Origin of the sequence: Pseudodesulfovibrio karagichevae (genome assembly GCF_041414475.1) — a bacterium.
GTDB lineage: Bacteria > Desulfobacterota > Desulfovibrionia > Desulfovibrionales > Desulfovibrionaceae > Pseudodesulfovibrio > Pseudodesulfovibrio karagichevae.
This window is the reverse complement of record NZ_JBGLYH010000007.1, coordinates 54,288-68,417: the sequence shown is the minus strand read 5'-3', so window position 1 is coordinate 68,417 and position 14,130 is coordinate 54,288. Positions and strand designations below refer to the sequence as shown.

The following is a 14,130-nucleotide window of genomic DNA, read 5'->3' as shown; positions in this document are numbered from 1 at the left end:
ACGCAATGAAATCCGTTTTCGATACCGTGTGCGACCGTGCCCTCGACCTCTGGACCAAGGAGGGCCTTCTCGACGAAACCATCACCGTGACCGCCGCGCCCCTGAGCGTGAAGGAGGCCATCGGCACGCCCGAGGGCAACGACTTTCCCATCCAGAAGGGAAAGGAAAAACTCATGGAAGCCGACTTCCGCGGCGCGCGGGGCCAGGCCTTCACCGACCACTACGGCAACTACTCCGGCACGCTGCGGCAGATCGCCGCCCTCCCCCGCGACGGCAACTACAACCGGGCCGTGTTCGTCGCGACCATGAACGCCGTGTGCCGCTCCCTGGGGATGACCGGCAACACGGTCCACTGCCGCGACCAGGGGCCCGCCGAATGCGCCAAGGGCGTGTTCCGCTACATCGACGACTATTACGGCAAGGGCCGGGTGACCATCATCGGCTTCCAGCCCGCCCTGGCCCAGGCCGTGAGCGCGGAAACCGACGTCCGCCTGGTGGACCTGGACCCGGACAACATAGGCCGGACCAAGCGAGGCGTGCTCGTCGAGGGCGGCGAGGCCACGGCCGACGCCATCGACTGGGCCGACCTGCTGCTCGTCACCGGCACCACCCTGGCCAACTCGTCCATCGATCTCTTTCTCACCGGCAAACCCGTGCTCTTCTATGGCACGACCATAGCCGGAGCGGCCAGCCTCATGGGTTGGAATCGCTACTGTCCGCAGAGCAGCTAGGGGGTCTCCTCCATCCCCCCCCGGCTGCGGGGAAAGGGTTCTCGCTTGCCGCGCGAGGACCCTTTCCCAAGGCGGCGGACTTTTCTCTGAACGCCCAGCGCCTTTCCCGGCTCACTGTCAGCCCTTTTCCCCGACCGTCCTTGCCGTGGCAAACAGGAATGTTTATTATCCCTGCATGCAGCAAGTTCACCCCCACCGCCTCCGGCGATTCCTTTCGGCCGCACTGGCCTTCGCCCTGCTCCTCGTGGCAGCCCCGGCCATGGCCGACGTGGTGCGCTCCGTGTCCACCGAATACTACATGGTGGACGGGACCAAACCGGCCGCCATCGTCGCGAGCCTCAAGCGCAATTCACCGCTGAACGAAGGGGACAGGACATACCAGGCCAACACCCGCACGGACATCCGGACCACCTACAAAATCGAGCAGCGGGGCGACACCTGCCGGGTCGTGGACGTGGTCATCTATCTCCGCCTGACCTACCTCTACCCCAAGCTCAAGCACAGCGTGGACTTCGAGACCCGCAAATGGTGGCGGACGTTTTACCGCCAGCTCGAAAAACACGAACTCATCCACGGCGAAATCTCCACCAAGGCCGCCTACAAGCTGAACGACACCCTGGAAAAACTCCAGCCCGGCGACTGCTACAATTACAAGAGCACCGTGAAGGTCAAGGCCCGCAAGATCATAGACCAGATGAAAAAGGACCAGACATCCTACGACGCCCTCACCCAACACGGATTCAAACAACAAAGAAATATGGGGAAGTATCCTTAAACGGCTTCCGATAGCGGGGGAAAGAGCCGCTGTCGGGTGCTGGCGCACCCGAATCGCTCCAAAGAGTAAGGCAGGGCCTTCGACTCAGTGTTGAGTCGGAGGCTTTTTTATGTGGTCCCATCCCGCGAAGCGGATAGAAAAAGTTTAGGAAAGGACGGGGATGGGGGTCCGGGGGAAGGGGAATCCCTTCTCAAAGGGTTTTCCTTCTCCTTCCCCCGGCCGATCGCTGCTGTCCTCATCCGTAAGGCTCGAAGACTCCCCCAACGGCTGGAGGCCCGGAGGCGAACAAAAAAGGGGCGACGGTCGTGACCGTCGCCCCTTTTTTATTAGTGTCAGGTGCGCCCTATTCCATGGGGGCCGGGTTTTTCATGTCCCAGATGCCGCAGGGGCAGGCGTCGGCGCAGAAGCCGCAGGCGATGCACTTGTCCGGGTCGACCACGCGTTCGAAGCCGCCGTCGGGCAGCTCGTTGCGCTTGATGGCGTTCTGCGGGCAGAGGGTGTCGCAGATGTAGCAGTCGCGGCAGGAGCCGCAGCTGGAGCATTCCGCGCCGCACTGGTTGGCGTCGCTGAACTCGATGACGCGCGGGTCGAAGTACTCGAGCGTCATGCGCGTGTAGTCGATCATGTCGCGGGTATCGCTTTGCGGACGACGGTTGTTGAAGATGTCGTCGATGACCTCGGCGGCGCGTCGGCCGTGGCCGATGGCGTGGGTCAGCAGGCCCGGACGGACGGCGTCGCCGATGGCGAAGACGCGGGAGTCCGTGGTCTGGTAGTCGTCGTTGACGACCACGTGGCCGCGGTCCAAGGCGATATTGTCGGGCAGGAAGTCCACGTCCGGCTGGTCGCCGATGGACATGATGACCGTGTCCGCCTCGAGCAGTTCGCCGGATTGCAGCAGCACGCCCTTGTCGGTGATCTCCTTGGTGAAGCAGGGCCACTTGAAGCGCGCGCCCACGGCCTCGGCCTCCTTGCGTTCCTTGCCGAAGGAGGCGGGTTCCTGGATGTCGATGAGGGTGATGTCCTCGGCACCCACGGAGGCGGCCATGGTGGCCACGTCGCAGCCCACGTTGCCCGCGCCGATGATGACCAGCTTCTTGCCGATCTTGGCGGTTCCGGCCTTGGCGTCCTTGAGGAAGGTCAGGGCCGGGTAGATGCGCTCATGGCCGGGCACCGGGATGATGCGCGGCTTCTGGGCGCCGATGGCCAGGATGACGAAGTCGTATTCCTGCTTGAGTTCCTCGAATTCCTTGGTCTTGAGCTGCTGTTGCAGGTGGACGTGGGGAATAACCTTGGCGGCGCGTTCGACTTCCTTCTCGACGATCTCCTTGGGCACGCGGCTGTAGGGGATGGCCGAGGCGATCTTGCCGCCCAGGGTCTTGGCCATGTCGAAGACCACGGCTTCGTGGCCCTTCATGCGGATCTGCCAGGCCACGGAGATGCCGGCCGGGCCGCCGCCGATGACGGCCACGCGCTTGCCGGACAGGGGCGGCAGGTCGGGGACCTTGGACTTGTGCCCTTCCCTGCCGAGCTTGGTGATGTCCACGGCGGCCATGTTCTGCTGGGTGGAGCGGGTACAGCCCTGCATGCACAGGTTCGGGCAGAGGTAGCCGCAGACCGTGGCCGGGAACGGCGTGTAGGCCAGGGCCAGGTCCACGGCCTCGTCCACCAGCCCGTCGCGGACGAGCTGCCAGCGCTTCTGCACGGGCATGCCCGTGGGACAGCTGGCCTGGCACGGGGCCATGTACTTGCGGTTTTCCCACACGGGCACCTTGCGGCGCAGGTCGCCGTGCACCACGAGCGGGATGGGCGAACGGTCCAGGTTGGTCAGGTCGCCGATGATGCCGCCCTTGCCGAGCTCCGCATCCCAGGTACCGACGCGGAAGTCGTGCATGGCGCGGCGGACCTTGCCCTTCTTCTCGAAGGGGGTCTTGGCCCGGATGAGCTGCCACTCTTCGCGACGGGTCAGCCGCTTGAGCAGGCGGGACCGTTTGATTTTCTGGAGGAACTCTTCGATATTATTGGTCAGCCAGGCCCAGGTCTCGTCGTCGATGGGCTCCATGAGCGCGTCGGCCTGGGAGAAGCCGTCGATGGGGCCGCGCACGAAGATGCGCCCGCCGACCATACCCACGCAGGGGCGGTAGCCGAGCACGTTCCCGGGATTCTGGGCCTCGTGGCCGCAGACCACGGCGGTGCCGCCGGCCATGAACTCGGCGAAATAGTCGCCCACCGAGCCCAGGACCCACAGCTCGGGCGGATCGAAGCGGGGGTTGGTCTTGGTCATGGTCATGCCGCGCGAGCCGATGTTGCCCGCGATGAAGACCTTGCCCTGGGCCATGGCGTTGCACGCGCCGTTGGAGGCGTTGCCGTTGACGATGACCTCCGCGCCCGCGTTGAGCCAGGCCACGTCGTCCGAGGCCGCGCCCATGACCTGGATGGTCGTGCCCGGAAAGCCCTTGGAACCGATGCGCTGGCCGGGAGAGCCGGTGATGGTCACGGAAATGGGCTCTTCCTTGGATATCCAGAGCCTGCCGCCGATGCCGTGCTGGCCCCAGGCGTCGATCTCCAATCGGCGCGCGCCCTGCCGGACCGCAGCCTGGATGCGTTCCTCCAGGATGCGGGATTCAACGCGGACACCGTTCTCGTGTCCGTCTATGCGCTGTATTTTCTTTGCCATTGTGTACTCCGATATGTCCTGAAGCTTCGATTAGATGACGTACTTGATGTCCAGGCGATCCGCCGCGTCCTTGTCCGAGATGCCGAGCGCGTCGGACATGCCGATGGGCAGGGATGTGGATCGGCCGAGCGGTGCGATGACCTTGCGCAGTTCCGTGTCGAAGCTCAGGTAGAAGTCGACCACCCGTTCGGCGACCTTTTCGGGGTCGAGACGGCGGTAGACTCTCGGGTCCTGGGAGGTGATGCCCTTGGGGCAGACGCCGATGTTGCAGACGTTGCAGCGGTCCTTTTCGGAGCCGAGGCAGCCCGCGCCGGCCTGCATGACGTACTTGCCGATCTGGACCATGGAGGCCCCGAGCATGATCAGGGCCGCGGCGTTGGCGGCCAGATTGCCGTGCTTGCCGATGCCGCCGCCCGCGATGAGCGGGATCTCGTTCTGGGCCCCGGCCACGCACAGCGCCTTGTAGCAGTCGCGCAGGTTGGAGGCGATGGGATGGCCCATGTGGTTCATGGACACGTTGTAGGCCGCGCCCGTGCCGCCGTCCTCGCCGTCGATGGCCAGGCCCGCCGCATAGGGGTTGCGGACCAGGTTGTTGAGCACGGCAAGCGAGGTGGAGGACGCCGAGATCTTCGGGTAGACCGGCACGCGGAAGCCCCAGGCCATGGACATGGACTGGATCATCTTGGCCACGGCCTCCTCGATGGAGTACTTGGTCTGATGGGTCGGGGGGCTGGGCAGGGAGACGCCGGCCGGCACGCCGCGAATGGCCGCGATGAGCTTGTTGACCTTGTACCACATGAGCAGGCCGCCGTCGCCGGGCTTGGCGCCCTGGCCGTACTTGATCTCGATGGCGCAAGGGTCTTCCTTCATATCCGGGATGGCGTGGATGATCTCGTCCCAGCCGAAGTAGCCCGAGGCGATCTGCAGGATGACGTACTTGAGGAAGCGGGAGCGCAGCAGGCGCGGCGGACAGCCGCCCTCGCCCGTGCAGATGCGCACCGGCATGTTCATTTCCTCGTTCAGGTAGGCCACGCCCATCTGCAACCCTTCCCACATGTTCGGGGAGAGCGCGCCGAAGGACATGCCGCCGATGACCAGGGGATAGATCTCCCGGACCGGCGGCTTCCAGCCGTTCTCATGGAAACACTTGATCTCGGCCTCGGGCGAGAGCACCCGGCCGAGCAGCGTGCGCACGTCGAACTCGTGGCGGCCCGCGTCGAGCGCCGGGTCGGTGAGCATGGAGATGCGGATGAACTTGATCTGGTCCAGCAGGGACTCGGAATTGTTCCTGCGGCCGCCGCGCGTCCTGGGCTGGCCGCCCCGGTTGTTCTGGAACTGGAGCGTGGTGGAGTCGTACTGGCGGTTCGGCTCGATGGCGTTGTTCGGGCAGACCATGTTGCACATGGCGCAGCCGATGCAGGCGTAGGCCGGGTCGGTCCGCTGGCGAATGCCGTAGAAGGTGGAGAATTCCGTAGTCGGCTTGGCCGACAGCCCCATGGGCGGCTTGACGTCCCGCTTGCGGAACACGCCCAGTTCAATGGCGTTGACCGGACAGACGGAGGTACACCGGCCGCACTTGGTGCAGGTGTTGATGTCCCACTTGATCTGCCAGGGCAGGTCCTTGCGGCTTAAAGTTGCTGGCGTAATGGGTCTTTCTGCGAGCATTGGAGAACCTCCCGGCAATCGGGTCCGACGATCGCCGTGTCGAGATGCATGGGTTGAAAATCCTTGGTCCGGTCACGTTCGGGGATGGCGGCGTTGAGCCCGCAAATCTCGGAGGAGAATCCGTAGATGCCGAGCTCGGGATTGCCGCCGACCACGCCGGGACGGAACTTCTTGCGGTCCTGGGCCATGAACATGGAGCCGTCGGGCAAACAGCCGATGACGCAGTTGGGGCCGTCGATGATCAGCTTGCGGCAGGCGCGCTTGAGGTCGGACAGGAATTCCCGGTCCGGGTGGTCGCGCATCTCGTCGTCGTTCATGGGCGTGATGATGTGCTTGTAAGAGCTGATGTCCAGGCCCAGCCGCTTGGTGGTGTAATGGGCGATGTGCGTAAACACCTCGGAATCGGACTGGTAGCCCTGGTAGCCGGTGACTCCGCGCGACATAAGGTATTCGCGGATGGGCACGAAGGCGGTGTTCTCGCCGTTGGTCATGGTCGAGATGCCCTCGATGAAGAACGGATGGCAGGCGTACAGGTTGATGGCGTAGTTGGTGTTCTGCCTGCCCTGGGCCAGAATGTGGCGGGCGTAGAGTTCCTCGCGGTCGAGCTTGAGGTACTCGGCGATGGCCATGGGGTCGCCCACTTCCTTTATCATGATGGTGTCGGGCCAGAACGAGAAGACCATGATGTCGCCATCGACCTCGCCCATGGCCCGGAGGTCCAGACGCATCTGGACCAGATTGCGGTCCGTCTGCTCCCGGGTCATGCCCTTCCACTCGTCGGGAATCCGGAAGGCGATGGAGGCGTAGGTACCCCGCTTGGGCGTCCCGACCGGAGGCTCGACGTCCGGCTTGAACGTCGCCGAATACTTGGACTGGAATCCGTTCTTCGTCATGTATTCGGACATCCGTGCCAGCCCCGCATCGGTGAAGATGCCGGACAGTATGGGATATTCCTTGAGTTCCTCCCACGGTCCTCCCAGACCGCTTAGGAACAGTCCCACGCCGGAGCCGTCGTGCCCTTCCTTCATGACGTTGAGGGCATCGATGGCGCGCATGGGTGACACCGGGTCACGGCTTGTAAGCGCAAACAAACGGCACATGGTCTCGATTCACTCCGCAGTTAAAAGTCCATCGCCCCGCCGCGAACAAACGACGGCACGCATGCAGACACCGGACAAAAAATCCAATGATTCCAAAAAATCTCAGCAGCGAGGGAGCGCATCCGGCAGGGGCAAAAAAGCCTGCGATGCGACCGGCAAAACGATCGCGGCAGGCTCTTCGGCTCAGGCGTTTCACAATAATGCAACTTCCAAGGAGCTGTTCACCGTTGCATTGCATAAGGAGTCTATACAAATCCCGGAAGGAAAACCTAAATCAAAACGGGGGAACGTGCAACTGTAACATATTAATAACTTTTGTCAAATTTGTAAATCACCAGGATAAGGGACGACAAGAGACCCCCTAGCCCCCAAGAATGACAGGAGAATTAAATTCTCACCATCTTGGAACTTTGGTTAAAATAAGGCTACGAAATGGTGGAATCAGGGATGTCAGGCAGCGAAAATATCGGTTTTGATCGCCAATCGTGACGCGGCTGCCAGAAAATCGGCCGGGGAAACCCCATACTGGCGGCAATACTTCTCGATTCTGGCCAGAAGATGAACATGCATGACCATTTCGAACTCCTCGAAGTCGCTTCCATCCCCTTGAACGGAGATATTGATCGCTTTCTTCCCCTCGTTTTCGGGTTGGGCGAGCAAAACCTTCTTCTTCGAGGGCTCAGGGAGGAGTTCGCCGCTCTGAATGCGGTCCTCCAGGTACATGGTCAGGGCTTCGTGGGCGTTGTCCACGGCCTCGTCCAGGTCCTCGCCAAAGCTGGTGCATTCCGGGAAATCCGGAAAGGTCACGGACAGGCCGTGCTTCTCCTGCTCGAAAAACGCCACATACTGCATTTGCCGCCTCCTTGGCTGCCGGATCTCGGTGAAAAGGCCTATTGGGGGGTGTTCGACCGGGCCCCGAGGACCCGCTTGCTCAGGAGCATGTAGACCTCGGCCCCCTCCTGCAGATGCCCGGCCAGGGTCTCGGCCTCCTCGCCCGCGCCGCAGAACAGGTCCATGCGCGTGCCCTGGATGGCCCCGCCCGTGTCCTGGGCCAGAACCAGGGAGAAGAACGGGTCGGCCTTGCCGGTGTCGTAGTCCATGAGCGCGGTCTTGAGGGCCACCACGCTGCCCAGCGGGATCATGGACCGGTCCACGGCCACGCTGACGCGCGGGGTCAGGATGGAATTGATCGAGCCGAAGGGCCCCTCGTCCGCCAGCCGGAAGAAGACGTAGCTCGGATTGCGGAAGAGGATGTCCTCGGCCACGCCCGGATGCGCATTCAGGAACTGCCGGATGCGCTGCATGCTCATCTCTTCCTTGGGTATATATCCCTCGTCGATGAGCACCTTGCCGATGGATACGTACTGGCGGCCGTTCTTGCCGCCGTAGAGGATGTGCTTGAAGCTGCCGTCGGGCAGGTCCAGACGGCCCGAGCCCTGGACCTGGAGAAAGAAGACGTCCACCGGGTCGGCGGCCCAGGCGATCTCGTCGCCCGCCCCTTCCAGGGCCCCCAGCCCATCGATGGCCGCGCGGTCGAAATACGGCTCCGCCTTGCCCTCTTCCACGCGGTATATGAGCTTCTGACCTGCCCAGCGCGGATGGAAGTCGCCCAGGTCCATGACCTTGAGGTCGCCGGGCACGCCGTAGAGCGGGTACTTGAAGGTCGCGTCCGGGGTGAGGGAGGCCTTGAGCCACGGCTCGTAGTAACCGGTCAGCAGGGTCCCCGGCTCAAGCTTGAGCCAGGTGAACCGCTGGGCCAGCAGGGACGGGTCGTGGTCCAGCAGAGCAAGGGTGGAGGCGAGTTCGGCCACGGAATCCTTCAACTGCCCCCAGGTCAGGCGCAGGCCGGGCCGGTTCACGCAGACCGCGTCCTGCGGCCGGGTCCGGATGTAGTTCAGGCTGGCCTCGATGCCGGGGCGCAGGTCCTGCCAGGAGCACAGGTTCTGGGGCTTGAGGGAAAGGGACCGGGCCAACTCTTCGGCCGTTTTCTCCCCCACGGGCGCGTAGGTCGGGACCATAGGGGCGGGGGGCGCCGGCGGGGGCGTGGGCCCCGGGGTCGGCGCGGGGGCCTTGGGGGCGCAACCGGCTGCGAGAAGGAGAAACAGGATGATGGAGCCGAACAGGGAATTCCTTAAAGTCATTGAACCGCCTCTTCGTCGTCGGCCAGGTCGTCGGCGTATTCCTCAAGATAGATCTGCAGCATGACCATGACGAAACTCAGGATCAGCGGGCCGTAAAAGATGCCCAGCATGCCGAAGGAATAGATGCCGCCGAGGATGGCGATGAAGATGTAGAAGGTGGAAACGCGCGAAGCCTCGCGCATGAAGATGGGCCGCAGAATGGTGTCGATGCCGACCACGAAGATGCCGCACCACAGGGCCAGGAAGATGGCCATCTTCCACTGTCCGGACAGGAACAGGTAGACCACGGCGGGCACCCAGACCAGGCCGGTGCCGAGCACGGGAATGAGCGAGGACAGGGCCATCATGCCGCCCCAGAAGAAGGCGGGGATGCCGGCCACGGCCAGCCCGACGCCGCCAGCGAAGCCCTGGAGCACGGCCACCAGCAGGCAGCCCATGAGCACGCCCCTGGCGACCCGCTTCAGGCTGTCGATGATGTAGTCCTCCTGCTTGGGGCGAAGCGGTGAAAGCCGTTTGATGTAGGCGACCATCTTGGTGCCGTCGCGCATGAAGTAGAAGAGGACGAAGACCATGAGCAGGAAGTGCATGACCAGCTTGGCCCCGTCCCTTGCCAGGGAGGTGCCGAAGGACAGCATGTTCTGGGCGAACTCCCTGGAATATTGGAGCACGCCCGCCTGGACCTGGACCTCGTCGATGCGCAGGAACGGCAGCTGTTCGTGGATCATGGCCGTGTACTTGTCCAGCGCCTCCAGGCTGAGGAAGGACTTGTAGGTCCCCTGGGCGATCCAGGCGTTCAGGGAGACCAGGGACTCCACGCCCTGGCTGATCAGGGCCATGAACAGGAAGGCCAGGGGCAGGACCAGGGCGAAGACGATGATCCCCACGGTCATGGCCGAGGCCCAGGTGCGCCGTCCCTTGCACAGCTTCAGGGCCCAGTTGAAGACCGGGGTGAACAAGACCGCCAGCACGGTGGAGAAGATCAGGGTGTGCATGAAGGGCTCGACCAGCGAGAATCCCAGGTACAGGGAAAACAGCAGGAGGAGGATCAGAAACACCTTGTAGATGCCGCCGCCGTTGAGGGGCGTCGGTCCGTTGAAATCGCTCATACTCGTTCAAGCTCCGTGGAAGGGAACAGCAGGGCTGGAGTTATTCCTTCTTCAGGGTTGATTGTATGATTGCGGCGACGGTGTCAACGTCAACCGGCTTGGAAACGTAGTCGTCCATTCCCGCGTGGATGCAGCGCTGCTCGTCGCCCCACATGGCCCGCGCGGTCAGGGCCACGATGGGCACGGCCGGGTCCAGGCAGCCGGTTGCGGGGTCGCGGATGCATCGGGTGGCCTCGATGCCGTCCATCTCCGGCATCTCCACATCCATGAGCACGAGATCGAAGGGATTTTCCTTCAGCGCGGCCACGGCTTGGGTGCCGGTTTCGGCCAGGGTGACCGCGCACCCCATCTTTTCGAGCAGGCGGACGAGATAGCGCTGGTTGACCAGGTCGTCCTCGGCCACCAGGACCCGGACGCCCTTGAGGGGCGACCCTTCCCCGAGGACCGAGGCGGACGGGGACGACGCCTCGTAGGGGCTGTACTCCAACGGCACGGAGACGGAAAAGACGCTGCCCCTGCCCTCTTCGCTCGAACAGCGCAGGCAGCCGCCCAGGAACTCCACCAGCCTGCCGGCGATGGCCAGGCCCAGGCCGAGGCCGCCCGAGGTGTGGTAGAGGTGGTCCTCGCCCTGCCGGAAACTCTCGAATATTTGGGCCAGCTTTTCGCGGGGAATGCCCACTCCGCTGTCCCGAACAAGGACCTGCACGGCCAGCCCGTTTTCGCCCTTCATGGCGCAGTCGCCCGCCCCGGCCAGGGAGACGTCCACCATGACCAGGCCCGACGGGGTGAACTTGACGCCGTTGCTGATGAGGTTGCCGATCACCTGGCGCAGCTTGGCCGGGTCCCCCCGGACCCAGTCGGGTATTTTCGGGTCGATGGAATACTCCAGGCTCACGCCCTTGGCCGCGGCCGGACGCCGGTGCTGCGAGAGGATGCCGGTGATCATGTCCTCTAGGCGGAAGTCCATCACCCGTGCGGTCAGGGAGCTGGTCTCGAGCTTGGAGTAGTCGATGATCTGGTTGAGCACCGACAGCAGCGACATGGAGGATTCCTTGATCAACCGGACGCTCTCGCGGTACGGCTCTCCCAGGTCGGACATGAACAGCAGCTCGGTCATGCCGAGCACGCCGGTCATGGGAGTGCGCAGCTCGTGACTGACCGTGGCCAGGAACGAGGCCTTGGCCCGGCTGGCGGCCTCGGCGGCCAGCTTGGCCTTGCGCAGCTCGCGCTCCATCTGATGCTTGTACAGCCCCACCTCAATGGCCGAGCGCAGTTCGAGGTGGTCGACGGGCTTGACCAGATACCCGAAGGGACCGGTCACCTTGGCCCAGTGCAGGGTCTCCTCGTCCACCACCGCAGTCAGATATATGACGGGAATGTCGAACCGGTTGCGCAGCTCGCCCGCGGCCTCGAGTCCGTCCATCTCCCCTTCGAGCTGAATGTCCATGAGCACGATGTCCGGGGCCAGCCTGTCGGCCAGGACGAGCGCCTCCTCGCCGCTGCCGGTCATGCCTATCACGCCGTATCCGGCCCGCTCCAGGGCCAGTTTGATGTCTAGTTGCGCAATGGCGTTGTCTTCAACGACCAATATCTTGTTGGTGGGCATGTTTTTTCTCCATTGGAGGACCGCTACAGATACATTTTGATCTCTGCGCGTACCTTAGCGCCAACCGTACCACATAAAAATGATAAATATAATTTCCGGAACGTCTTCTTTCCTTTTTTTCGGCGCGACCGAACAGCCTGCCATTTGCCGGGATATTTTTCCGCAAATTTACGATACTTGTTCTGCCATTTTTAAAAAATCACGCAACATATTCAGCAAAATGAGGAAATCGGGCAATCGGCGGCATCTGAGAACTCCCTTGAAATTTCCGGGTATTGAGGCTATGCATGACTGTCGTTCTGTGAACAAAATCGTTCAATACGGAAACGACGGAGAGGAACCCATGCCCCGAGGCCGTGTACCCGGACGGAACCAGGGCAACGGATGGATACCAACCAACCTAATGTTTCATTGGAGGAAAGGATGAAACGCATCATTACTCTTGTGGCCGTGCTGTCTCTGCTTCTGTGCGCCGCCATGTCCGCTCAGGCCGCCGACATCGAACTCGCCAAATCTTCCACTCTGGAGAAGATCGTCCAGAGGGGCACCCTGCGCGTGGGCCTCGAGGCCGGCTACATGCCCTTCGAGATGACCGACAAAAAAGGCACCATCGTCGGCTTCGACGTCGACATGGTCAAGGAAATGGCCAAGGCCATGGGCGTCAAGCTCGAGCTCGTCAACACCGCCTGGGATGGCATCATCCCCGGCCTGCTCTCCGACAAGTACGACCTCATCGCCTCCGGCATGACCATCAACCAGGAGCGCAACCTGAAGGTCAACTTCGCCAATCCCTACATCATCGTCGGCCAGACCGCTCTGATCGCCGCCAAAGACGCGGACAAGATCACCTCTTGGAAGCAGTTGAATCAGCCGGGCATCATCATCACCTCAAAGCTCGGCACCACCGGCGAGCAGGCCGCCAAGCGCCTCTTCCCCAAGGCCACCTACAAGTCCTTCGAGATGGAAGACCAGGCCATGCTGGAGACCCTGAACGGCAAGGCCGACGCCACCGTCTATGACCTGCCCATGACCTCCATCTTCTTCTCCCAGCGCGGCAAGGCCGCCGGTATGAAGTTCCTGGACGAGCCCTTCACCTACGAGCCGCTCGGCTGGGCCATCAACAAGGGTGACCCGGACTTCCTGAACTGGCTGAACAACTTCATCGTCCAGATCAAGAACGACGGCCGTTACGAACGAATCTACAACAAGTGGTTCGGCTCCAACGACTGGTACAACGACATCCAGTAACCACTGAACGATCATCCGGGGGTCGCGCCAAGCGGCCCCCGGTTTTTTGCGCACCAATCCCATCGAGTGAATAATGACCGATACTGAAAAAATCGCGCCCCGCAAGGAGCTCGACAAGAATTTGCTTTGGAAAGGCCTGTACGTCGCCGCGCTGATCATCGTCTGCGGCGGCATGTACTGGGCCACCACGCAGACGAACTACATCTGGCGATGGAACCGGATTCCCCAATATTTCTACTACGTCGACACCGTCAAGGTAAGCGCCGAAATCGAGGGCGAAGTCACCTCCATCACCAAGAAAGGCGACGACACCGTGGTCATCGTCAAAGGTGACGGCGATTCGGAATTCTACACCATTCCCGGCTCGGACGTCCTCGTCAGCGAAGGCGACTCCCTGTATATGGGAGACGCCATCGGGGAATACCAGCTGGGCAAGATGGGCATGCTCATGAAGGGCCTGCTGATCACCATAGAAGTCAGCTTCGTGGCGATCATTCTCGGCATCCTGCTGGGCCTGTTCACCGGCCTGGCCCGCGTCTCGCAAAATCCGTTTCTCAAATGGTCCGCCATAACCTACATCGAACTGATCCGCGGCACCCCGCTGCTGGTCCAGATCATCATGTGGTACTTCGTGCTCGGAACCATCATCAACAATCTGTTGGCCCTGGCCGGGCTGCCGCAGGTCCCCTCGCTGTGGTTCGGCGTCATGTCCCTGGCCATCTTCGCCGGGGCCTATGTGGCGGAAATTGTCCGTGCGGGCATCCAGTCCATCCACAGAGGGCAGATGGAGGCGGCCCGGTCCCTGGGCATGACCAAGAGCAAGGCCATGGTCAAGATCATCCTGCCCCAGGCCTTCAAGCGCATCCTGCCGCCCCTGGCGGGCCAGTTCATCAGCCTGATCAAGGACTCCTCGCTGCTCGGCGTCATCGCCATCCCCGAATTGACGAAGGCCACCCGCGAGGCGGTCACCACCAGCCTGATGCCGTATGAACTCTGGTTCGTCTGCGCCATCATGTACCTGGTCATCACCTTCACTCTGTCCATGTTCGTTCAATACCTCGAAAGAAGGACGGCGGAGGCATAA

At 62.4% G+C, this 14,130-nt stretch carries 12 protein-coding genes; 5 read left to right on the top strand and 7 right to left on the bottom strand.

Features of this window, described 5'->3' with window-relative positions:
- The first annotated feature begins 5 nt into the window (after nucleotides 1–5).
- Together AB6M95_RS04390 and AB6M95_RS04385 are read left to right on the top strand one after the other, a co-directional pair.
- Nucleotides 6–731 (top strand): Rossmann-like domain-containing protein, encoded by a 726-nt coding sequence (locus tag AB6M95_RS04390; protein WP_371385520.1) that lies wholly within the window; start codon nucleotides 6–8, stop codon nucleotides 729–731.
- Between the two features lie 175 nt (nucleotides 732–906).
- Nucleotides 907–1,506, top strand: a complete 600-nt coding sequence (locus AB6M95_RS04385) for a DUF922 domain-containing protein (protein WP_371385519.1) — start codon at nucleotides 907–909, stop codon at nucleotides 1,504–1,506.
- A gap of 343 nt (nucleotides 1,507–1,849) precedes the next feature.
- On the opposite strand, the gene AB6M95_RS04380 is transcribed toward AB6M95_RS04385, so the two are convergent.
- The 3 genes from AB6M95_RS04380 to AB6M95_RS04370 are packed head-to-tail and all read right to left on the bottom strand — an operon-like array spanning nucleotide 1,850 to nucleotide 6,945.
- On the bottom strand, nucleotides 1,850–4,180 hold the full coding sequence (locus AB6M95_RS04380) for an FAD-dependent oxidoreductase (protein ID WP_371385518.1): 2,331 nt from the start codon (nucleotides 4,178–4,180) through the stop codon (nucleotides 1,850–1,852).
- A 30-nt stretch (nucleotides 4,181–4,210) separates the two neighbouring features.
- Entirely contained in the window at nucleotides 4,211–5,845 is a 1,635-nt protein-coding gene (locus AB6M95_RS04375) for a glutamate synthase-related protein (RefSeq protein ID WP_371385517.1), read from the bottom strand.
- Nucleotides 5,809–6,945, bottom strand: coding sequence for a class II glutamine amidotransferase domain-containing protein (locus AB6M95_RS04370; RefSeq protein ID WP_371385516.1), 1,137 nt, complete (start codon nucleotides 6,943–6,945; stop codon nucleotides 5,809–5,811). Before AB6M95_RS04370 ends, AB6M95_RS04375 begins: the two co-directional genes overlap by 37 nt.
- A 61-nt stretch (nucleotides 6,946–7,006) precedes the next feature.
- Between AB6M95_RS04370 and AB6M95_RS04365 the strand changes: the two genes are divergently transcribed.
- Nucleotides 7,007–7,246: a hypothetical protein gene (locus AB6M95_RS04365; protein WP_371385515.1), complete on the top strand. Its 240-nt coding sequence runs from the start codon at nucleotides 7,007–7,009 to the stop codon at nucleotides 7,244–7,246.
- 149 nt (nucleotides 7,247–7,395) lie between these two features.
- Here AB6M95_RS04365 and AB6M95_RS04360 read toward each other — a convergent pair whose 3' ends face one another.
- The 4 genes from AB6M95_RS04360 to AB6M95_RS04345 are packed head-to-tail and all read right to left on the bottom strand — an operon-like array spanning nucleotide 7,396 to nucleotide 11,798.
- Nucleotides 7,396–7,797, bottom strand: a complete 402-nt coding sequence (locus tag AB6M95_RS04360) for a type II toxin-antitoxin system HicB family antitoxin (protein ID WP_371385514.1) — start codon at nucleotides 7,795–7,797, stop codon at nucleotides 7,396–7,398.
- Between the two features lie 38 nt (nucleotides 7,798–7,835).
- A complete protein-coding gene (mltA, locus tag AB6M95_RS04355; RefSeq protein ID WP_371385513.1) occupies nucleotides 7,836–9,086 on the bottom strand; it encodes a murein transglycosylase A in 1,251 nt (416 codons plus the stop codon).
- Nucleotides 9,083–10,192: an AI-2E family transporter gene (locus tag AB6M95_RS04350; protein WP_371385512.1), complete on the bottom strand. Its 1,110-nt coding sequence runs from the start codon at nucleotides 10,190–10,192 to the stop codon at nucleotides 9,083–9,085. The genes mltA and AB6M95_RS04350 overlap by 4 nt, the downstream gene beginning before the upstream one ends.
- A gap of 40 nt (nucleotides 10,193–10,232) precedes the next feature.
- The gene (locus AB6M95_RS04345; RefSeq protein ID WP_371385511.1) at nucleotides 10,233–11,798 is read right to left on the bottom strand and encodes a hybrid sensor histidine kinase/response regulator; all 1,566 of its coding nucleotides are present in this window, start codon (nucleotides 11,796–11,798) and stop codon (nucleotides 10,233–10,235) included.
- 423 nt (nucleotides 11,799–12,221) lie between these two features.
- Here AB6M95_RS04345 and AB6M95_RS04340 point away from each other — a divergent pair, with 423 nt between their 5' ends.
- Together AB6M95_RS04340 and AB6M95_RS04335 are read left to right on the top strand one after the other, a co-directional pair.
- Complete coding sequence (locus AB6M95_RS04340) at nucleotides 12,222–13,046, top strand: transporter substrate-binding domain-containing protein (RefSeq protein WP_371385510.1); 825 nt, start codon at nucleotides 12,222–12,224, stop codon at nucleotides 13,044–13,046.
- A gap of 73 nt (nucleotides 13,047–13,119) precedes the next feature.
- Nucleotides 13,120–14,130 carry an amino acid ABC transporter permease gene (locus tag AB6M95_RS04335; RefSeq protein ID WP_371385509.1) on the top strand — a complete coding sequence of 337 codons (1,011 nt, stop codon included), beginning with the start codon at nucleotides 13,120–13,122 and terminating at the stop codon, nucleotides 14,128–14,130.

What these genes read in the sequence shown, in the direction of transcription:
- AB6M95_RS04390 (WP_371385520.1), top strand. Translation starts at nt 6, where the DNA reads ATGAAATCCGTTTTCGATACCGTGTGCGACCGTGCCCTCGACCTCTGG.
- AB6M95_RS04385 (WP_371385519.1), top strand. Translation starts at nt 907, where the DNA reads ATGCAGCAAGTTCACCCCCACCGCCTCCGGCGATTCCTTTCGGCCGCA.
- AB6M95_RS04380 (WP_371385518.1), bottom strand. Translation starts at nt 4,180, where the DNA reads ATGGCAAAGAAAATACAGCGCATAGACGGACACGAGAACGGTGTCCGC.
- AB6M95_RS04375 (WP_371385517.1), bottom strand. Translation starts at nt 5,845, where the DNA reads ATGCTCGCAGAAAGACCCATTACGCCAGCAACTTTAAGCCGCAAGGAC.
- AB6M95_RS04370 (WP_371385516.1), bottom strand. Translation starts at nt 6,945, where the DNA reads ATGTGCCGTTTGTTTGCGCTTACAAGCCGTGACCCGGTGTCACCCATG.
- AB6M95_RS04365 (WP_371385515.1), top strand. Translation starts at nt 7,007, where the DNA reads ATGCAGACACCGGACAAAAAATCCAATGATTCCAAAAAATCTCAGCAG.
- AB6M95_RS04360 (WP_371385514.1), bottom strand. Translation starts at nt 7,797, where the DNA reads ATGCAGTATGTGGCGTTTTTCGAGCAGGAGAAGCACGGCCTGTCCGTG.
- mltA (WP_371385513.1), bottom strand. Translation starts at nt 9,086, where the DNA reads ATGACTTTAAGGAATTCCCTGTTCGGCTCCATCATCCTGTTTCTCCTT.
- AB6M95_RS04350 (WP_371385512.1), bottom strand. Translation starts at nt 10,192, where the DNA reads ATGAGCGATTTCAACGGACCGACGCCCCTCAACGGCGGCGGCATCTAC.
- AB6M95_RS04345 (WP_371385511.1), bottom strand. Translation starts at nt 11,798, where the DNA reads ATGCCCACCAACAAGATATTGGTCGTTGAAGACAACGCCATTGCGCAA.
- AB6M95_RS04340 (WP_371385510.1), top strand. Translation starts at nt 12,222, where the DNA reads ATGAAACGCATCATTACTCTTGTGGCCGTGCTGTCTCTGCTTCTGTGC.
- AB6M95_RS04335 (WP_371385509.1), top strand. Translation starts at nt 13,120, where the DNA reads ATGACCGATACTGAAAAAATCGCGCCCCGCAAGGAGCTCGACAAGAAT.